We start from the raw sequence: 18,462 nt of genomic DNA on the forward strand, positions 1-18,462 counted from the left end.
GGCGGGGGCTCCGCCCCCGCGCCCCGGCCCTCGAACGCCGGACGGGCCGAATCGGCCCGTCCGGCGTTCGAGGACACGCGCCCGGTACGGCCTCCGCCGCGCGGCGCGCCCCCGGCCCCGGGCGCGGCCTACGCCGCCTCGGTCACCGCCGTGGCCCGCAGCGTCCGCATGGCGACCGCGTGCTCGTTCGTCCTCGCGTCGTACGACATGAGCCTCGGGAGCGCCGTCGCCAGCAGCCCCACGCTCGCCACGCAGGCCACGCCGCCCGCCCACACGGACGCCCGGACCCCGGTCACGGATGCCATGCCACCCGCCCGGACCTGCCCCAGCTGCGGGCCGACCGAGTAGGAGAGCAGCTCTATGCCGGCGAGCCGGCCGCGGAGCTCGTCCGGGATCGTCTGGTCCCAGATCGCCGAGCGGAACAGGCCGCTGACCGTGTCGCAGCCGCCGGCCGCCGCCAGGAAGAGGAGCACCAGCCAGATGTTGTCCATCAGGCCCGCCAGCGCCATGGCACCGCCCCAGCCGGCCGCCGCGAGGACCACCATCCGGCCGTGCCGGTGGATGCGCGACACCCAGCCGCTGGTCAGCGTCACGGCGAGCGAGCCGACCGCGCCCGCCCCGTACATCAGGCCCAGCGCCCACTTCGCGTCCAGGTCGTCCGCGAGGAAGGGGAAGATCGCCGTCGGGAAGGCGAAGAACATCGCGGCCATGTCGATGGTGTAGGTGCCCAGCAGCTCCTTGCGGCCCCAGGCGTAGCGGGCGCCGTCCAGGATGCCGCGCAGCGACGGCTTCTCGGCGTCGTGCGAGGCGGGCGAGGCGGCGAGCCCGATGGCGAGGGCGACCGAGACCGCGTACGAGACGACGTCCAGCAGATAGGCCCACTCCAGGCCCGCGAAGGCGATGATCAGGCCCGCGAGGGAAGGGCCGGCGATGGCGCCGGCCTGCCAGCGCATCTGGTTCAGCGCGATCGCGGCCGGCAGCTGCTCGTGCGGGACGATGCGCGGCACGATCGCCTGCAGGGCCGGGCGCTGGAGTCCGGTCAGGGCGCTGACCAGCGCGGCCACTACGTACAGCGGCCACACCAGCGGGTGCGGCAGCAGCGTGTTGAGCAGCAGCATCCCGGACAGCACGCCCAGGCCGGCCTCGGTCCACAGGATCAGCTTCCGGCGGTCGAGGGCGTCGGCGAGCGCGCCGCCGTACAGACCGCAGACGATCAGCGGGACGAGCTCGACCGCGCCGATCGCACCGACCGCGACCGTGGACCCGGTCAGCTCCTTGAGCTGCACCGGCAGGGCGACGAAGGTGAGGAAGCTGCCGAACACCGTCACCAGGCCCGCGAGCCACATGCGGCGGAAGTCGCGGGAGGAGCGCCAGGGCGTCAGATCGGGCAGCAGCGCCCGCAGCCGGCCCGGCGCGGGGGAGCCGGAAGAGGACTCGGGGGACTCGGGGGGTTCGGGGGAAGGGGGATGGTGCTCGGTCACGGGGGACCATGCTCGGCGCCCGCCGGGGCGCCGGCAACCGAATTACCAGCGGCTCGGCGGCGGCGCCGTGAGGTGGTCGGCGAGCCGGGCGAGCCGGTCGCGGAAGCGCCGGCCCCGCCGCGGCGGCAGCCGGTTCTCCCCGGCGGCCGCGCTGACCAGGTGCTGGACGGTGTCGAGGTCGAGCTCCGCCGCGGCCGGCACGGCCAGCGTGTCGTGGGCCAGCCCGCACAGCTCCGAGCCCCGGCCGGCCTCGGGGCCGCCGTCCAGCGCGAGGACGGTCGTACCGCCGCGCCGGGCGTCGTGCACCCGCTCCAGCAGCCCCTCGCCGGGCCGGTCCTCCGCCACCACCAGCAGCGTCTCCCCCCGCCGGGCCGCCTCCAGCCGGCCCAGGCCGACGGACAGATGCGCCGGGGAGCCGGGCGGCACCCGGTGCCGGACGAGCGTCGGGGACAGCTCCGGCAGCCCGGACCAGGCGGCCTCGTCGTCCAGGTGGGCGGCCAGGTGCCACGGCTCGTACCGCTCGGTGCCGACCAGCAGCAGACCGCCGCCGTACCGCTCCACGGAGGTCCGCAGCGCTCCCGCGAACCGGCGCGTGGTCTGGAGCCACTCCGTCCCGGCGAGCACTTCCCGCAGCAGCGCGACCCGTACGGCGTCCATGGCCCGCATCCTGCCGCCGCCGGGGGGCCGGGAAACCGGGGCGCGGCGCGCCTCACCCGTTCGGGTAAGGGCGTGACAATATCGCTGTCATGACTGCTTCTGATGACACGAAGGACGCCAAGGACGTGAAGAAGGCCCCGGCCAAGGACCCTTGGGACCTTCCGGATGTTTCGGGCCTCGTGGTGGGTGTGCTCGGCGGCACCGGTGACCAGGGCCGCGGCCTGGCCTACCGGCTGGCCAAGGCCGGCCAGCGAGTGATCATCGGCTCCCGCGCCGCCGAGCGGGCCGAGCAGGCCGCCGCCGAGCTGGGCCTGGGCATCGAGGGCCTGGACAACGCGGAGTGCGCCCGGCGCAGCGACATCGTGATCGTCGCGGTGCCGTGGGAGGGCCACGGCAAGACGCTTCAGGCGCTGCGCGAGGAGCTCGCCGGCAAGCTCGTCGTCGACTGCGTCAACCCGCTCGGCTTCGACAAGCAGGGCGCCTACGCCCTGAAGCCCGAGGAGGGCAGCGCCGCCGAGCAGGCCGCCGCCCTGCTGCCGGAGTCCCGGGTCACGGCCGCCTTCCACCACCTGTCCGCCGTGCTGCTCTCCGACCCGGAGATCGCGGAGATCGACACCGATGTGATGGTGCTCGGCGACAAGCGCGCCGACACCGACCTCGTGCAGGCGCTGGCCGCGCGCATCCCCGGCATGCGGGGCGTCTTCGCGGGCCGGCTGCGCAATGCCCACCAGGTGGAGTCGCTCGTCGCCAACCTGATCTCTGTCAACCGCCGCTACAAGGCGCACGCGGGCCTGCGGATCACGGACGTCTAGGACGGGTCACGGACGTCTAGGACGGGTCACGGACGTCCGGGACGGGCCCGGGAAGATCCCGGCGGGCGTGGGGGACAATGACCGGGATCGTACGCACATGCGCCGGACCGGATCAGGAGCCGCCCCCATGCCCCGCCTCGCCCTCTACGCCCTCGCCGTCTGCGCCCTCGCGGTCGCCGCGGCCGTCGTCTCCTTCGCGCGCGGCAGCTGGCTCGGCATCGTCTGGATCCTGCTGGTGGGCGTCGCGTCCAACATCGCCTGGTACTACGTGCGCAAGGAGAAGAACGACCGCGCGGCGGCCGGCGGCTGAGCTCAGCCGTAGAGGCCGTCGAGCACGTGCCCGTCCAGCGGCGGTATGTCCGGCGTGCCCTCCCAGAAGCGGAACAGCTCCTGGCCCCAGTAGGAGTCCCACTCGGTGACGCCGAGGGCCCGCAGCACGGTGTCGATCATGTCGAAGAAGGCGTGGTTGACGGGCTCGATGCGCAGGATGCCGAAGATGGCCAGTATCCCGAACAGCGCGAACGGCGCGATCTGCCGGCGGATCCGGTGGGGCAGCCACGGCTCGATCACGCCGTAGCCGTCCAGGCCCGGCATCGGCAGGAAGTTCAGGATCGCCGCGGTGACCTGGAGCTGCGCCATGAAGCCCAGGGCGTAACGCAGGTTGTCCGGCACCCCGTCGAGCGCGCCCAGCCAGAACGGCGCCGTGACGACGACGGCGAACAGGGCGTTCGTCAGCGGGCCCGCCGCCGAGACGAGGCTCTGCTTCCAGCGGCTGCGGATGCGGTGCTGCTCGATGAAGACCGCGCCACCGGGCAGACCGATCCCTCCCATGATCACGAAGATCAGCGGGAGGACGATGCTCAGCACCGCGTGGGTGTACTTGAGCGGGTTGAGGGTGAGGTACCCCTTCGCCCCGATGGAGATGTCACCGCCGTGCAGGGCGGTGCGCGCGTGCGCGTACTCGTGCAGACAGAGCGAGACCAGCCAGCCCGAGACGACGAAGAGGAACACGGAGAAGCCGGGGCTGGCGGCGTAGTCGGTCCACACCGCCCATATGGACACCGCCATGATGGCGACGAGGGCGAGGAAGACGGGGCTCACGCGCCGCTCGCCGCGGGTCGCTTGGATTGCCATTCTCGAGTGCTCCCGGGATCGGTGTGGCGGCCGGGGCGCTCCCGGCCGCGCGAACGTACCGGCCGACGGTACTTCGTGCCGCGTACGGATGTCGCAGGGGGAGCCCCTCCCGGGGCGTGGAGAATGGTCCGGTGCGTTATTGCGTCCTCGGCACCACCCAGGCCCATTCCGACGACGGCCGGCCCGTGGCCCTCGGCGGCACCCGGCTGCGCGCGCTGCTGGCCGCGCTCGCCCTGAACCCCGGGCGGGTGCGGACGACGGACGCGCTGATCGACGACGTCTGGGACGGCGATCCGCCCGCCGACGCGACGGGCGCGCTCCAGGCGCTCGTCGGACGGCTGCGGCGCGCCGTCGGCCGGGACGCCGTCGTCTCCGAGGCCGGCGGGTACCGGCTGCGCGCCGAGCCCGACGACGTCGACCTGCACCGCTTCGAGCGGCTCGCCGGCGAGGGCGAACGCGCCCTGGCCGACGGCGACCCCGCCAAGGCGGCCGGACTGCTCGACGACGCCCTCGCCCTCTGGCGCGGCCCGGCCCTGGCCGACCTGCCCGGCGGCACGGCCCGCGCGGTCCGCTGCGAGGCCCGTCACCTGGCCGCCCGCCGCGCCCGGCTCGCCACCGCCGTGGCCCTCGGGGACGCCGCCCAGGCCCTCCCCGACCTCGCGGGCCTGTGCGACGCCCACCCGCTCGACGAGCCCCTCCAGGCGCTGCGCCTGCGCGCCCTGCGGGCCGCCGGCCGGCCCGCGGAGGCGCTCGCCGCCTACGAGGACGTCCGCCGCCGTATAGCCGACCGCCTCGGCACCGACCCGGGCCCCGAACTCCGCGCCCTGCACGCCGAACTGCTCGCCCGGCAGCCGGCCGGCGAGGCGCCGGCACCACCCCCTCCGGCCACCGGGACGGCCCCGCCCGCCGGGCCCGCGCCGCGGGGCAATCTGCGGGCGCGGCTGACCTCGTTCGTCGGGCGGGAGGACGATCTCGCCGTCATCCGGCGGGACTTGGCCGCCCACCGGCTGGTGACGCTGCTCGGCCCCGGTGGCGCCGGCAAGACACGGCTGTCGCAGGAGGCCGCCGAGGCGGCGGCCGTGGCCGACGGGGCATGGCCCGACGGGGTGTGGTTCGCCGAACTCGCGCCCGTGGACGACCCGGAGACCGTGCCCGAGGCCGTGCTCACCGCGCTGGGCGGGCGCGAGACCGTGGTGCGCGGCACCGCCGCCGAGGGGCTGCGGGCCGCCACCGACGCCACCGCCGACGACCCCCTGGCCCGGCTCGCGGAGCTCTGCGCCCGGCGCCGCATGCTGCTCGTCCTCGACAACTGCGAGCACGTCGTCGACGCCGCCGCCCGGCTCGCCGAGACGCTGCTGGCGCACTGCCCCGGCGTCACCGTGCTCGCCACCAGCCGCGAACCCCTCGCCGTGCCCGGCGAGTCGGTGCGTCCCGTCGAGCCGCTGCCCGACCCCGTCGCGCTGCGGCTGCTCGCCGACCGCGGCGCGGCCGCCCGGCCCGGCTTCCGCGTGGCGGACGACCCCGAGGCCTGCGCCGAGATCTGCCGCCGGCTCGACGGCCTGCCGCTGGCCATCGAACTGGCCGCCGCCCGGCTGCGGTCGCTCACCCCGCGCACCCTCGCCGACCGCCTCGACGACCGCTTCCGGCTGCTGACCTCCGGCAGCCGCACCGTGCTGCCCCGTCAGCAGACCCTGCGCGCGGTCGTCGACTGGTCCTGGGACCTGCTCGACCTGCCCGAACGTGCCGTCCTGCGCAGACTGTCCGTCTTCGCGGGCGGCTGCGAGCTCACCGCCGCCGAGGCGGTCTGCGCGGACGGCGAGGACGTCGACGCGCTGGACGTGGCCCCGCTGCTCGGCTCGCTGGTCGACAAGTCCCTGGTCGTCGCGGCCCCCGGCGACGACGGCGAGATGCGCTACCGGCTGCTGGAGACCGTCGGCGAGTACGCCGCCGAGCGCCTCGACGAGGCCGGCGAACGCACGGACACCGTCCGCCGGCACCTGGTCTTCTACCGCGAACTCGCCCGCACCGCCGACCCGTTGCTGCGCGGCCCGCAACAGCGCCGCTGGCTGGAACGGCTGGAGCGGGAGCACGAGAACCTGCGCACCGCCCTGCGGCACGCCGTCGCCCTCCGGGACGAGCAGGAGGCGCTGTGCCTGGTGCTCTCCCTGGGCTGGTTCTGGGGGTTGCGTGACCACCGCGGCGACGCCCGCACCTGGGCGGAGGCCGCGGCGGGCCTGGGCCCGGACCCCTTCGCGGAGCCCGTCGAACCCGCCCCGCCGCTGTACGAGTCGTGCACCGAAGCTCCGCCGCCCATGCCGCCGGATCTGCTGCAGGAGGCCCGGCGCGGTGTGCGGCTGGTCGCCCTCGCCAACATGGAGTCCAACCTGCGCGTCGTCGCGACCCCCGGGATGCAGCGCATGCTGCACGGCATCGTCGCCGCCTACGGCGAGGGCCGGCCGCAGAACTGCCGGGTGCCGGGCATGATGTGGTTCTTCGCCACACTGCTGGTCGGAGAGGCCCCTGATGTGTACGCCACGATCAACGCGATGGTCGACCGCTGCCGTGAGCTCGGCTACGAGTGGGAGCTCGCCAACGCCCTCCAGCTGCGCGCCAAGATCCTCAACGACCGGCGTGCTGCGGGCAGCGGGGCGCAGGATGCCGACGAGAGCCTGGAGATCTTCCGCCGGATCGGCGACAACTGGGGTGTGGCCGAGGCCCTGACCGGTCGCGGCGAGGCCCGTGAGCGGGCCGGCGATTACGCGCTCGCGGCCCAGGACTACCAGGCGGCCATCGAGAGCGTCCGCGTGGTCGGGGCGCAGGCCCAGGTGCCCATGCTGCGCACCCATCTCGCCGGGGCGCTCAAAGAGGCCGGGCTGGTGGGGCGGGAGGAGACCGAGCGGATGCTGCACGAGGCCGTCGAGGAGTCCGAGCGGTTCAACCCGGACGCGGCGGTCTTCGCCCGGCTGCAGCTCGGCAGCCACATCGCGCACTTCGGCCGTCCGGCGCAGGCGCGGGAGATCTTCGAGGAGCTCTGGGACGAGTTCGAGGAGCGTTCCATCCCGCTGTTCCAGGGCATGATGAGCGGCCTGCTCGCCTGGGTCGACATCCTGGAGGGCAAACCGGCCGACGCCCTGCCCAGGGTGCGTGCCGCGCTGGCCACGGCGGACGACCCGCTCGGCGCGATGGTCGGGCCGCAGCTTCCGCCGATGCACCTGCTGTACGGCGCCAGGGCGCACGCGGAACTCGGCGGCGCGGACGGTCTCCTGGCCGCAGCCCGGCTGCTCGGGGCCCGGGAGACGCTGCGGCTGCCGCACTTCCACGCCCCCTCGGTGGAGCGGGAACTGGCCCGGGAGACGGCGGCCATGATCCGCGCCGCCCTCGGCGAGGAGGCGTACGACCGCGCGTACGCCGAGGGCACCCGCCTCTCCCTCGCGGAGGCGGCTGCCCTCGTCTGACGCGCAACCCATGCCCGGAACCGGAACGGCCGCCGGGTCAGGTCTTGCTGCGGAACCGGGCGACCGCCAGCGGCGCGGTCACCAGGGTGATGCCGACCGACCAGGCCAGCGTCATCCACACCGAGTGGGCGACCGGGCCGCCGTTGACCAGGTTGCGGGCGGCGTCCGCCAGGTTGGACAGCGGGTTGTACTTGGTGAAGCTCTCCAGCCAGCCCGGCATCTTCTGGGTCGGCGCGAAGATCGAACTGCCGAACTGAAGCGGCATCAGCACGATCATGGCGACTCCCTGGATCGCCTGGGGGGTCTTCATGGCGAGCCCGAGCAGGATGAAGATCCACATGAGCGAGGCGCCGAAGACCGTGGACAGGCCGACCGCCGCCAGCAGGTGCAGCGCGGACGTCTTGACGGTCAGACCGAGGGCGAAGCCCATGCCCAGCAGGATGCCGGTGGCGACGAGCATCCGGCCCACCTCGACGACGATCTTCGCGATGAGGACGGAGGACCGGGCTATCGGCATGGTGCGGAACCGGTCCATCACCCCCTTCTTGAAGTCCTCGTTGACCCCGGAGCCGACGGCCATGGCGATGTTCATGCCCATCATCGCCATCAGGCCGGGAACCAGGTAGTTGACGTAGACCCGCTCGTTGCCCTTGCCGGCGATGGAGCCACCGAAGACGTACACGAACAGCAGGATGAAGATGATCGGCATCAGTACGGCGTCGAACATCGACTCCGGGTCCTGCTTGATCTGCAGCAGATTGCGCCGCGCGAGCGCGCCGATGTGCCGCAGATTGGCCCGCAGGCCGATCCGGCCCTCGCCGGCGGACGCCTTCACGGGCGCCCCGAGCGTGACGGCGCTCATGCCGTTGCCCTCCGGTTCGCTTCTCCGCCCACGCGGCGCAGGGTCGGTCATCGTCGTCGTCCGCGGCCCGGCGGCCGCGCGTGTGTCGCTCACGCGACCTCCTGAAGCGCGTCGGTGTCCTCCGCCGCCGGGGCGGCGGAGGTCTTCTGGCCGGTGACGGCCAGGAAGACCTCATCGAGGCTGGGGAGATGGGTGCTGATCCCGGCGATGGTGAAGCCGCGCTCGGCGAGCAGGGCGACGACGGCGGTCAGCTGCTCGTCGCTGACGATCGGCACGTTGACCACGCCGTCCGCCGGGTCGGCGGTCGCGCCGGCGATGCCGTCCAGCCCGGCCCGGGTGACGGCCTCGGCCATCAGGGGCAGCTCGGCCGGGTCCGCCGGGCGGATCTGCAGGGTACGTCCGCCGACCTTGGCCTTCAGCTCGTCGATCCGGCCCTCGGCGATCACCCGGCCCCGGTCGACGACGGTCAGCTCGTGGGCGAGCTGCTCGGCCTCCTCCATGTACTGGGTGGTGAGCAGGACGGTGCTGCCCTCGGTGACCATCCGCTGGACCTCGGCCCACACCTCGTTGCGGGTGCGGGGGTCCAGGCCGGTGGTGGGCTCGTCCAGGTAGAGCACGGCCGGGTGGCCGATCATGGAGGCGGCCAGGTCGAGCCGGCGGCGCATACCGCCGGAGTACTGGCCGGCGGGCCGCTTGGCGGCCTCGGTCAGCGAGAACCGCTCCAGCATCTCGTCCGCGCGGCGCCGGGCGTCCTTGCGGGAGAGGTCGAGCAGCCGCCCGATCATGTAGAGGTTCTCCCAGCCGGGGAGCTTCTCGTCGACCGAGGCGTACTGCCCGGTCAGCCCGATGACCCGGCGCAACTGGCGGGGCTGGGTCAGCACGTCGTACCCGGCGACGCGGGCGGTGCCCGCGTCGGGGCGGATGAGGGTGGACAGGCAGCGCACCAGGGTGGTCTTGCCGGCGCCGTTGGGGCCCAGGACCCCGAGGACCGTACCCTCGCGCACGTCCAGGTCCACCCCGTCCAGGGCCTTGGTCTTGCCGAAGTGCTTGACCAGGCCCCGTACTTGGACGGCCATGCCGCCGCTTCGGGGGATGTCTTGTCGCGTCATGCCCCTAGGCTGACAGCGGTCACTGACAACCCGCCGACAACCGGGCGACGGCGGCCCGCCGGTGCTGTCGGGCGCCGACAGATCACCGACAGACCGCCGGCATTCCTAGTGGAAGGAGTGCTCCTCCGCCGGGTACGCGCCGCCGACGACGTCCTCGGCGAACGCCTTCGCCGCGTCGCCCAGGCTCTCGCGCAGCTTCGCGTACTGCTTGACGAAGCGCGGCACCCGGCCGGCCGTCATGCCGGCCATGTCGGTCCACACCAGGACCTGGGCGTCGCACTCCTGGCCGGCGCCGATGCCGACCGTCGGGATGTGCAGGATGCGGGTGACCTCGGCGGCCAGCTCGGCCGGGACCAGCTCCAGCACGACGGCGAAGGCGCCGGCGTCCTGGACGGCCTTCGCGTCGCGCAGCAGCTGCTGGGCCGCCTCCTCGCCCCGGCCCTGGACCGGGTAGCCGCCGTAGGCGTTGACGGACTGCGGGGTGAGGCCGATGTGGGCCATGACCGGGATGCCGGCCTGGACCAGCAGCTCGATCTGGTGGGCCGAGCGCTCGCCGCCCTCCAGCTTGACCGCGCCGACGCCCGCCTCCTTCACCAGCCGGGTGGCGTTGCGCAGGGCCTGTACCGCGCCCTCCTGGTACGAGCCGAAGGGCAGGTCGCCGACGATCAGGGCGCGCTTGGTGCCGCGAACGACGGCGGCGGAGAGCAGGGTGATCTCGTCCATGGTCACCGGGACCGTGGACTCGTAGCCGAGGTGGCAGTTGCCCATGGAGTCGCCCACGAGCAGGACGGGGATGCCCGCCTCGTCGAAGACGGAGGCGGTCAGCGCGTCGTAGGCGGTGAGCATGGGCCACTTCTCGCCGCGCGCCTTGGCGGCGGCGATGTCGCGGACGGTGATGCGCCGGGAGCTGGTCCCGCCGTACAGCGCCTTGCTGCTGTCGGGGGTCTTCACGGCATGCGTCATGGCGATGACTCCTGATGTGTCGTCTCGAGGCGCCCTGACGGCGTCCCCGGATCACCTCCATGCTGACACGGCCCGTGCGGGCGCGGTAGGGACCCCCGGTAAAGCCGTCACGCCCGCTGCCCGGGATCGCCGAGGGGAAATACTTCCAGAATTTTCAATACGAGACGGGATCGTATTGGAAGTGACTAGGCTGGAGACATGGCCATCGCACCGGGCGCCTCCGAGCCCCGCAAGATCCCCGAATCGGTCCACCGCAGGCGCTGGGCGATACTCGCCGTGCTGCTGTTCAGCCTGCTCGTCGTCGTCCTGGACAACTCGATCCTCAACGTGGCGATGAAGACCATCGCCTCGCCCGCGCCCACCGGGCTCGGGGCGACGCAGAGCCAGCTGGAGTGGGCGATCAACTCCTACACGCTCGTCTTCGCCGGGATACTGTTCACGGCCGGCCTGCTGGGCGACCGGCTGGGCCGCAAGAAGACGCTGCTGTTCGGCATGGCCGTGTTCGGGATCGGCTCGGTGCTCTCCGCCCTGGCCGGCTCGCCCGGCGAGCTGATCGCCTTCCGCGCGGTGATGGGATTCGGCGGCGCGTTCGTCATGCCCGCCACCCTCGCGATCATCATGAACGTCTTCGAGCGCGAGGAGCAGCCCAAGGCCATCGGGATATGGGCCGGCGCCGTCGGGCTGGCCATCGCCATCGGCCCGATCACCGGCGGCATCCTGCTCGACCACTTCTGGTGGGGCTCGGTCTTCCTGGTCAACGTCCCGATCGTGCTCGTCGCCGTCGTGGCCATGGCGCTGCTCGTCCCCGACTCCCGGGACCCGCGGCCCGGCCGGCTCGACCCGCTCGGCGTGCTGCTGTCCGTCATAGGGCTCGTCCTGCTGGTCTACGGCATCATCAAGGGCGGCCAGCTGGCCGACTTCACCCGCCCCGAGGTCTACGGCACGGTCGGCGGCGGCCTGCTCGTCCTCGTGCTGTTCGTACTGCACGAGCGCCGCTCCACGCACCCGGCCATCGACGTGCGCTACTTCCGCAACCCGGCCTTCTCCGCCGCCGTCTCCTCCATCGCGCTGGTCTTCTTCGCGCTGATGGGCGTCACGTTCTTCATCGTCTTCTACACCCAGAGCGTGCGCGGCTTCTCCCCGCTGCAGAGCGGTCTGCTCCTGCTGCCGCTGGCCGCCGCGCAGATGATCTTCGCGCCCCGGGCCCGGCACGCCGTCGCCAGATTCGGCGCCCGCGCCGTGTGCGCCGTCGGCATGCTGCTGGTCGGCGCCACCATGGCGGGCTTCCTGCTGCTCGACGCCGGCACCCCGATCTGGGTGCTGGAGGTGCTGTTCTTCTGCCAGGGCACCGCGATGGCGCACATCATGCCGCCCGCCACCGTCTCGATCATGCAGTCGCTGCCGCGCGAGAAGGCCGGCTCCGGGTCGGCCGTGAACAACACCTTCCGGCAGATCGGCGGCGCGCTCGGCGTCGCGGTGCTCGGCTCCCTGCTCTCCACCACCTACCGGGACCGCATCTCCGGCACCCTCGACGCCGTCCCCGGCCTGCCCGACGCCGCCCGGCACGCGGCCGGTGAGTCCATCGAGGGCACCCTGGCCCTCGCCCAGCGGCTCGGCCCCGCCGGCAAGGCCCTCGTCGGCCCCGCCAACGAGGCGTTCCTGCACGCCATGCACGTCACCGTCATAGGCGCCGCCGCCGTCGCCGTGCTCGGCGCGATCGTCGTCACCCTCTTCCTGCCCGGCAAGCAGGCCGTGCCCGCGCAGTCCGGCCCGCGCCCCGACGAGCGGCGGGAAGAGGCCGAGGAAGCGGGAGCGGGCCAGTGAGCGACACCCGCGCGGCACACACCTCCGTGCCCCCGCAGCCCGCCGAACGGCGCGGGCGGCCGCGCAGCGCCGACGTCGACACACGCGTCGTCGAATCCGTGCTGCGGCTGCTGGAGGAGGGCGCCACCATCGGCGAACTGTCGATGGAGCGGGTGGCCCGCGAAGCCGGCGTCGGCAAGGCCACCGTCTACCGGCGCTGGCCGGGCAAGGAGGAGCTGCTCCTGCACGTGCTGCGCTCCCTGGACGCCCCGGAGCCCGAGCTCCCCGGCGGGTCCGTCCGCGACGACCTCGTCACCATGCTCGAACACCTGCGGCGGCGCGTCCTCGCCAAGCGCTCCTCCGCCGTACTGCGCACCATCGTCAGCCAGGTACGGGCCCACCCCCGGCTGTGGCGGGAGTACCACGACACGGTCGTCACCGCCCGGCGCGAGGCCATGATCGCCGTCCTGCGGCGCGGCACCACCGAGGGCGAGATCCGCCCCGGCCTCGACCTCGACCTGCTCACCGACCTGTTCGTCAGCCCGATGCTCTCCCGGGCCGTGCTCCACGAGTGGAAGGAGCTCCCCGAGGGGCTGGCCGAGCAGATCGTCGACGCCGTTCTGGAGGGCGTGCGGCCCCGCTGAATGTGCCCGTTGTGTCACAGCCGCCGTTACCGGCTCACCAGCAGGAACCCGCCCGGGGCGGGGGCTCGTCCTCCTCCCCGACGCCCCCGCCAGGGGCGTCCGGGAAGCCCGGCCGCACGATGATCACTTATCGTCGTGCCGGCGGGGACGCAGCTGAAGAGGCAGTGAGGACAGCGGGATGCCGCAGGCACACACGGAGGACACGGGCCGCGGGGGAGCCGGTCCGCAGTGGACCGGCCCGAACCCCGGCGGAGGGACGCCCGGGCGGCCGGAATGGCGGACGGACCGGTCGGCAGGCGGGAAGCCGGAAGACGGGAAGAAGGACTGGAAGACCGCCTTGCGGACCGACTGGAAGGGGCCCGGCATGTGGCGGCGCGGTCTGGTCGTGGCGGCGGTCGCCGTCCTGCTCGGTCTGCTGATGCTGCTGCACGCCGACATCCCCAACCGGGTCGGCAACCTCGGCAGCCTCACCGAGACGTTCCTGCCCTGGCTGGGCCTCGGCATCCCGGTCCTGCTGGTCCTCGCCGTGGCGCGCCGCTCGGTCACCGCGCTGATCGCGCTCCTGCTGCCCGCCCTCGTCTGGCTCAACCTCTTCGGCGGACTGATCAGCGACAAGTCCGGCAAGGGCGGCGACCTCAGCGTCGCCACCCACAACGTCAACGCCGAGAACCCCAACCCCACGGCCACCGCCAAGGCCGTGGCCGCCTCCGGCGCCGACATCGTCGCCCTGGAGGAGCTCACCCGCTCCGAGCTGTACGAGCACGCGCTGGCGGGCACCTACAAGTACCACTCCGTGCAGGGCACGGTCGGCGTGTGGAGCAAGTACCCGCTCCGCGACGCCCGCCCGGTCGACATCAAGATGGGGTGGACGCGCGCGCTGCGCGCCACCGCCGAGACCCCGCGCGGCCCGGTGGCCGTCTACGTCGCCCACCTCCCGTCGGTCCGCGTGAAGTTCAACGCCGGCTTCACCGCCGACCAGCGCGACAACAGCGCGGAGGCGCTCGGCCGCGCCATCGCCCAGGAGCCGGTCAAGAAGGTCGTCCTCCTCGGCGACCTCAACGGCACCATGAACGACCGCTCCCTGGCCCCCGTCACCTCACAGCTGCGCTCGGCGCAGGGCGCGGCGGGCGACGGCTTCGGCTTCAGCTGGCCGGCGAGCTTCCCGATGGCCCGCATCGACCAGATCATGGTGCGCGGACTGGACCCGGTCTCCGCGTGGACCCTGCCCGCGACCGACAGCGACCACCTGCCGGTGGCGGCCCGCGTGAAGATCTGACGAACGGCCCGTAGGGTGGAGGGCTTGCCCGCGACCCCCCACCCGAAAGGCACCACCCCATGCCCCTGGCGCTGCTTGCACTGGCGATCTCCGCCTTCGGCATCGGAACGACCGAGTTCGTGATGATGGGCCTGCTGCCCGACGTCGCCGGTGACCTGCACACTTCCGTGCCCCGGGCCGGCTACCTGGTCTCGGCCTACGCGCTCGGCGTCGTCGTCGGCGCGCCGCTGCTCACGGCCCTCGGCTCGCGCGTTCCGCGCAAGCACCTGCTCGTCGCGCTGATGGGCCTCTTCACGGTCGGCAACCTGGCCTCCGCGCTGGCCCCCTCCTTCGGCCCGCTCGTCGCGGCCCGGGCCCTGGCCGGGCTGCCGCACGGCGCGTTCTTCGGCGTCGGCTCGGTCGTCGCCGCGCGGCTGGCGGCCCCCGGGCGGCAGGCGCGGGCCGTCGCGACGATGTTCCTCGGCCTGACCGTGGCCAACATCGTCGGCGTTCCCACCGCCACCCTGCTCGGACAGCACCTCGGCTGGCGGGTGACCTTCCTGGTCGTCGCCGGCATCGGCGTCCTCGCCATGGGCGCGCTCGCCCTGCTCGTCCCGCCCGTCCCGCGCGAGGCGGGCGGCGGCCTGGCCCACGAGGTACGGGCCCTGGCCGCACCGCAGGTCCTGCTCGCCCTGCTGACCGCCGTCTTCGGCTTCGCCGGCGTCTTCGCCGTCTACAGCTACCTGGCCTCGATGAGCACGCAGGTCACCGGCTTCTCCGCGACCTCGGTCACCTTCGTGCTGGCCCTCTTCGGCACCGGCATGACCCTCGGCGCCCTCGCCGCCGGCCGGCTCACCGACCGCGCGCCGCGCGCCACGCTGTACGGCTCGCTGGCCGCGCTGGCGGTCGTGCTGCTGCTCTTCGACGTCACGGTGCACGTGAAGTGGGCGGCGCCGGTGACGGTGGTGCTGCTGGGCGCGGTCGGCTTCATGACGACCACGCCGCTGCAGATGCTGGTCATGCACAAGGCCCGGCACGCCCCGGTCCTCGCCGCCGCTTCCAACCACTCGGCGTTCAACCTCGCGAACGCGGGCGGCGCCTGGCTGGGCGGCGCGGCCATCGCGGCCGGCTGGGGCTGGACGTCCCCGACGCTGGTGGGCGCGGCCCTGGCCGTGGCCGGCCTGGCGATCGCGGTGACGGCGGGGGCGCTGGACCGCGACGCGAACGGCTCGCGGGTGGTCGCGGGTGCACACTTGGAGCATGTGCCGCAGCATCAAGACGCTTAGGCCGCCGGTGACGCCGGACCCGGACGAGGAGGACGTCCGGGCGGCCGCCCTGCAGTACGTCCGCAAGGTCTCCGGCTTCCGCGCCCCGGCCGCGCACAACCGCGAGGTCTTCGACGAGGCGGTGGACGCGGTGGCGGAGGCGACGGCGAGGCTGCTGGACGGGCTGGTCGTGCGCGGACAGCGCGATGCCCCCGCCCTCCGGGTGACCGGGGAGTGAGCGCGTCGCGTCCACGCGGGTGCGGGCGCCGGCCGGTTCGGCCGACCGGCCCGGTTGTCAGTGGGCGGGGCTAGGGTCCCCCCTGACAGCACACCGAGACGGGGGAGGTCTGCCATGAGCAGCACCGACGGCGGCGGGTACGAGGGGTTCTCGGCCGAGGAGCGGGCCGCGATGAAGGAGCATGCGCGGGAGGTGAAGAAGGCGGCGCGGCGTGTGTCGCGTGAGGAGAAGGCGGCGGAGGCGGTGCGGGATGTGCTCGCGAAGATCGCCGGGATGCCGGACGCGGACCGGGTGATGGCCGAGCGTGTGCATGCCGTGATCATGGCCAGTGCCCCGGAGCTGGCGCCGAGGCTGTGGTACGGGATGCCGGCCTATGCGCTGGACGGCGGGGTCGTGTGCTTCTTCCAGAGCGCGGAGAAGTTCAAGTCCCGTTACGCGACGCTCGGTTTCAGCGACCGGGCGAGGCTGGACGACGGCACGATGTGGCCGGCCGCGTTCGCGCTGACCGAGGTGACGGCCGAGGTGGAGGCGCGGATCGCCGGGCTGGTGAAGCGGGCGGTGGGCTGAGGCCCGTGCCGGCGGGGCCGGCACGGGCGGTCGCGGTGGGGCGTCAGACCCCTTCGCGCCAGCGGCTGGTGATCGGCAGGCGGCGGTCCTTGCCGAAGCCCTTCGGGGAGATCTTCGTGCCCGGCGGGTACTGGCGCCGCTTGTACTCCGCCGTGTCCACCATCCGCAGCACCCGGGTCACCAGCTCCGGCTCGAAGCCCGCCGCGACGATCGCCGCGAACCCCTGGTCGCGGTCGACGTACAGCTCCAGCAGGCGGTCCAGGACCTCGTAGTCCGGCAGGGAGTCCGTGTCGACCTGGCCCGGGCGCAGTTCCGCGCTCGGGGGCTTGGTGATGGAGTTCTCCGGGATCGGCGGGGTCTCGCCGCGCTCGGCCGCCGCCTGGTTGCGCCAGCGGGCCAGCCGGAAGATGCCGGTCTTGTAGACGTCCTTGATCGGGCCGTAGGCACCGACCGAGTCGCCGTAGAGGGTGGAGTAGCCGCAGGCCAGCTCGGACTTGTTGCCCGGCGCGAGGACGATGTGGCCCTCCTGGTTGGAGATGGCCATGAGCATCGTGCCGCGCAGCCGCGACTGGAGGTTCTCCTCGGCCAGCCCGGTCAGGCCCAGCGCGCCCATGTACGCGTCGAACATCGGCGCGATCGGCACGGTGCGGAAGTGCAGGCCCGTGCGCCGGGCCAGCTCCGCCGCGTCGCTGAGCGAGTGGTCGGAGGAGTAGCGGGAGGGCATCGCCACGCCGTACACGTTCTCCGCGCCCACCGCGTCACATGCGAGCGCCGCCACGAGCGCCGAGTCGATGCCGCCGGAGAGACCGATGAGCACACTCCGGAAGCCGTTCTTCCGGACGTATGCGCGCAGGCCCTCGACCAGGGCCGTGTAGACCTCTTCGTCGTCGCCCAGGTGCCGGGCCAGGCCGCCGCGGTGGACGGGCTCGTAGGCCGGCAGCGGGTCGGCGGAGAGCGTCACGTGCTCGACGCGCAGTCCGTCGTCGACGACGCCCGAGGGGACCTCGGCCGGGGCCTGGGGCAGCTCCAGGTCGAGGACCAGGCAGGTCTCCTCGAACTGCGGGGCCCGCGCGATCACCTCGCCGTCGCGGTCGACGACGATCGAGTCGCCGTCGAAGACCAGTTCGTCCTGGCCGCCGGTCATCGCCAGGTAGGCGGTGGTGCACCCGGCCTCCTGGGCACGCTTGCGCACCAGCTCCAGCCGGGTGTCGTCCTTCTCGCGCTCGTAGGGGGAGGCGTTGATCGAGAGCAGCAGGCCGGCGCCGGCGGTGCGGGCGGCCGGCACACGGCCGCCCTCCTGCCAGAGGTCCTCGCAGATGGCGAGCGCGACGTCCACGCCGTGCACGCGCAGCACCGGCATGGTCTCGCCGGGCACGAAGTAGCGGAACTCGTCGAAGACGCCGTAGTTGGGCAGGTGGTGCTTGGCGAAGGTCAGCACGGTCTCGCCGCGGTGCAGCACGGCCGCCGCGTTGCGCGGGGCGCCGGCCGGGCGGCCCAGGCGCGGCCGGGCCTCGTCGCTGCGGTCCAGATAGCCGACGATCACCGGCAGCTCGCCCAGGCCCTCGTCGCGCAGCCGGCCGGCGAGCGCGCGCAGCGCCTCCCGGCTGGCCTCGACGAACGAGGAGCGCAGCGCCAGGTCCTCGACCGGGTAGCCGGTCAGCGCCATCTCGGGGAACGCCACCAGGTGGGCACCCTGCTCGGCGGAGTGCCGCGTCCAACGGACGATCGCCTCCGCGTTCCCGGCGATGTCGCCGACGCTGGAGTCGATCTGATTCAGGGCGAGACGAAGTTGAGCCACGCCCGCCAGTGTAATCGTCTGACTGACGCAATGGGGTGTCGGTGCAGGGTGTGTGAGCGGGACCACGCGGGCCTGGTCGGCGGATGGCGGCGCTCGGCCCGGTGCGGACCGGCCCGGCGGTGCCGAGCCGGCCGCACTCGGGCGAAGACCCGCCGGCCGGCCTACCGCCGGTAGCCCAGCACCGTCATCATCCCGGACTCCGAGTGGTAGACGTTGTGGCAGTGGATCATCCACAGGCCCGGATTGTCCGCGTCGAAGTCCGCCTCCAGCCGCTTCCCCGGCAGCACGATCGCCGTGTCCTTGCGGACCCCGCCGCCGCCCGGTCCGCCCCGCAGGGCGAACGTGTGGCCGTGCAGGTGCATCGGGTGCCACATCGTCGTGTCGTTGACGAAGACGAGCCGGACCCGCTCGCCCCGCTC

17 protein-coding genes are annotated in these 18,462 nt (G+C 73.3%); 9 read left to right on the forward strand and 8 right to left on the reverse strand.

The window, feature by feature from the left end; genetic code table 11:
• Nucleotides 1-128: 128 nt before the first annotated feature.
• Both AB0K09_RS14290 and AB0K09_RS14295 read right to left on the reverse strand, forming a co-directional pair.
• Nucleotides 129-1,403 carry an MFS transporter gene (locus AB0K09_RS14290; protein ID WP_366065661.1) on the reverse strand — a complete coding sequence of 425 codons (1,275 nt, stop codon included), beginning with the start codon at nt 1,401-1,403 and terminating at the stop codon, nt 129-131.
• Nucleotides 1,404-1,523: 120 nt separating this feature from the next.
• On the reverse strand, nt 1,524-2,138 hold the full coding sequence (locus AB0K09_RS14295) for a hypothetical protein (RefSeq protein ID WP_366065646.1): 615 nt from the start codon (nt 2,136-2,138) through the stop codon (nt 1,524-1,526).
• Between the two features lie 89 nt (nt 2,139-2,227).
• Here AB0K09_RS14295 and npdG point away from each other — a divergent pair, with 89 nt between their 5' ends.
• Together npdG and AB0K09_RS14305 are read left to right on the forward strand one after the other, a co-directional pair.
• Nucleotides 2,228-2,950, forward strand: coding sequence for an NADPH-dependent F420 reductase (npdG, locus tag AB0K09_RS14300; protein WP_366065647.1), 723 nt, complete (start codon nt 2,228-2,230; stop codon nt 2,948-2,950).
• 127 nt (nt 2,951-3,077) lie between these two features.
• Nucleotides 3,078-3,260, forward strand: coding sequence for a hypothetical protein (locus AB0K09_RS14305; RefSeq protein WP_366065648.1), 183 nt, complete (start codon nt 3,078-3,080; stop codon nt 3,258-3,260).
• 2 nt (nt 3,261-3,262) lie between these two features.
• Here AB0K09_RS14305 and AB0K09_RS14310 read toward each other — a convergent pair whose 3' ends face one another.
• Nucleotides 3,263-4,084, reverse strand: coding sequence for a site-2 protease family protein (locus AB0K09_RS14310; RefSeq protein ID WP_366065649.1), 822 nt, complete (start codon nt 4,082-4,084; stop codon nt 3,263-3,265).
• Nucleotides 4,085-4,215: 131 nt separating this feature from the next.
• Between AB0K09_RS14310 and AB0K09_RS14315 the strand changes: the two genes are divergently transcribed.
• The gene (locus tag AB0K09_RS14315) at nt 4,216-7,539 is read left to right on the forward strand and encodes a BTAD domain-containing putative transcriptional regulator (protein WP_366065650.1); all 3,324 of its coding nucleotides are present in this window, start codon (nt 4,216-4,218) and stop codon (nt 7,537-7,539) included.
• Nucleotides 7,540-7,576: 37 nt separating this feature from the next.
• Here AB0K09_RS14315 and AB0K09_RS14320 read toward each other — a convergent pair whose 3' ends face one another.
• The 3 genes from AB0K09_RS14320 to panB all read right to left on the reverse strand — a co-directional run bounded on the left by AB0K09_RS14320 (nt 7,577) and on the right by panB (nt 10,473).
• Nucleotides 7,577-8,401 (reverse strand): ABC transporter permease, encoded by an 825-nt coding sequence (locus AB0K09_RS14320; RefSeq protein ID WP_366065662.1) that lies wholly within the window; start codon nt 8,399-8,401, stop codon nt 7,577-7,579.
• 89 nt (nt 8,402-8,490) lie between these two features.
• Nucleotides 8,491-9,510 carry an ATP-binding cassette domain-containing protein gene (locus AB0K09_RS14325; RefSeq protein ID WP_366065651.1) on the reverse strand — a complete coding sequence of 340 codons (1,020 nt, stop codon included), beginning with the start codon at nt 9,508-9,510 and terminating at the stop codon, nt 8,491-8,493.
• 105 nt (nt 9,511-9,615) lie between these two features.
• Nucleotides 9,616-10,473 carry a 3-methyl-2-oxobutanoate hydroxymethyltransferase gene (gene panB, locus AB0K09_RS14330; RefSeq protein ID WP_366065652.1) on the reverse strand — a complete coding sequence of 286 codons (858 nt, stop codon included), beginning with the start codon at nt 10,471-10,473 and terminating at the stop codon, nt 9,616-9,618.
• A 198-nt stretch (nt 10,474-10,671) separates the two neighbouring features.
• Here panB and AB0K09_RS14335 point away from each other — a divergent pair, with 198 nt between their 5' ends.
• From AB0K09_RS14335 to AB0K09_RS14360, 6 genes are all read left to right on the forward strand, one after another.
• Nucleotides 10,672-12,297 carry an MFS transporter gene (locus AB0K09_RS14335; RefSeq protein WP_366065653.1) on the forward strand — a complete coding sequence of 542 codons (1,626 nt, stop codon included), beginning with the start codon at nt 10,672-10,674 and terminating at the stop codon, nt 12,295-12,297.
• On the forward strand, nt 12,294-12,920 hold the full coding sequence (locus tag AB0K09_RS14340; RefSeq protein WP_366065654.1) for a TetR/AcrR family transcriptional regulator: 627 nt from the start codon (nt 12,294-12,296) through the stop codon (nt 12,918-12,920). The genes AB0K09_RS14335 and AB0K09_RS14340 overlap by 4 nt, the downstream gene beginning before the upstream one ends.
• Nucleotides 12,921-13,098: 178 nt before the next feature.
• Nucleotides 13,099-14,196 (forward strand): endonuclease/exonuclease/phosphatase family protein, encoded by a 1,098-nt coding sequence (locus tag AB0K09_RS14345; RefSeq protein WP_366065655.1) that lies wholly within the window; start codon nt 13,099-13,101, stop codon nt 14,194-14,196.
• 59 nt (nt 14,197-14,255) lie between these two features.
• The gene (locus tag AB0K09_RS14350) at nt 14,256-15,461 is read left to right on the forward strand and encodes an MFS transporter (protein ID WP_366065656.1); all 1,206 of its coding nucleotides are present in this window, start codon (nt 14,256-14,258) and stop codon (nt 15,459-15,461) included.
• Entirely contained in the window at nt 15,436-15,678 is a 243-nt protein-coding gene (locus AB0K09_RS14355; RefSeq protein WP_366065657.1) for a DUF2277 domain-containing protein, read from the forward strand. The genes AB0K09_RS14350 and AB0K09_RS14355 overlap by 26 nt, the downstream gene beginning before the upstream one ends.
• Nucleotides 15,679-15,792: 114 nt before the next feature.
• Nucleotides 15,793-16,245, forward strand: coding sequence for a DUF1801 domain-containing protein (locus tag AB0K09_RS14360; RefSeq protein WP_366065658.1), 453 nt, complete (start codon nt 15,793-15,795; stop codon nt 16,243-16,245).
• Nucleotides 16,246-16,288: 43 nt separating this feature from the next.
• Here AB0K09_RS14360 and AB0K09_RS14365 read toward each other — a convergent pair whose 3' ends face one another.
• Together AB0K09_RS14365 and AB0K09_RS14370 are read right to left on the reverse strand one after the other, a co-directional pair.
• Nucleotides 16,289-18,043, reverse strand: coding sequence for an NAD+ synthase (locus tag AB0K09_RS14365; protein ID WP_366065659.1), 1,755 nt, complete (start codon nt 18,041-18,043; stop codon nt 16,289-16,291).
• A gap of 161 nt (nt 18,044-18,204) precedes the next feature.
• On the reverse strand, nt 18,205-18,462 hold a 258-nt coding region (locus AB0K09_RS14370; protein ID WP_366065660.1), incomplete at its 5' end, for a multicopper oxidase domain-containing protein.

Source organism: Streptomyces sp. NPDC049577, from assembly GCF_040675635.1.
GTDB lineage: Bacteria > Actinomycetota > Actinomycetes > Streptomycetales > Streptomycetaceae > Streptomyces.

Bases quoted from the DNA above. Each gene is read 5' to 3' on its own strand.
- AB0K09_RS14355 (WP_366065657.1), top strand. From the start codon at position 15,436: ATGTGCCGCAGCATCAAGACGCTTAGGCCGCCGGTGACGCCGGACCCG.
- AB0K09_RS14295 (WP_366065646.1), bottom strand. From the start codon at position 2,138: ATGGACGCCGTACGGGTCGCGCTGCTGCGGGAAGTGCTCGCCGGGACG.
- AB0K09_RS14335 (WP_366065653.1), top strand. From the start codon at position 10,672: ATGGCCATCGCACCGGGCGCCTCCGAGCCCCGCAAGATCCCCGAATCG.
- AB0K09_RS14325 (WP_366065651.1), bottom strand. From the start codon at position 9,510: ATGACGCGACAAGACATCCCCCGAAGCGGCGGCATGGCCGTCCAAGTA.
- AB0K09_RS14350 (WP_366065656.1), top strand. From the start codon at position 14,256: ATGCCCCTGGCGCTGCTTGCACTGGCGATCTCCGCCTTCGGCATCGGA.
- AB0K09_RS14360 (WP_366065658.1), top strand. From the start codon at position 15,793: ATGAGCAGCACCGACGGCGGCGGGTACGAGGGGTTCTCGGCCGAGGAG.
- AB0K09_RS14305 (WP_366065648.1), top strand. From the start codon at position 3,078: ATGCCCCGCCTCGCCCTCTACGCCCTCGCCGTCTGCGCCCTCGCGGTC.
- AB0K09_RS14310 (WP_366065649.1), bottom strand. From the start codon at position 4,084: ATGGCAATCCAAGCGACCCGCGGCGAGCGGCGCGTGAGCCCCGTCTTC.
- AB0K09_RS14345 (WP_366065655.1), top strand. From the start codon at position 13,099: ATGCCGCAGGCACACACGGAGGACACGGGCCGCGGGGGAGCCGGTCCG.
- npdG (WP_366065647.1), top strand. From the start codon at position 2,228: ATGACTGCTTCTGATGACACGAAGGACGCCAAGGACGTGAAGAAGGCC.
- AB0K09_RS14320 (WP_366065662.1), bottom strand. From the start codon at position 8,401: ATGAGCGCCGTCACGCTCGGGGCGCCCGTGAAGGCGTCCGCCGGCGAG.
- panB (WP_366065652.1), bottom strand. From the start codon at position 10,473: ATGACGCATGCCGTGAAGACCCCCGACAGCAGCAAGGCGCTGTACGGC.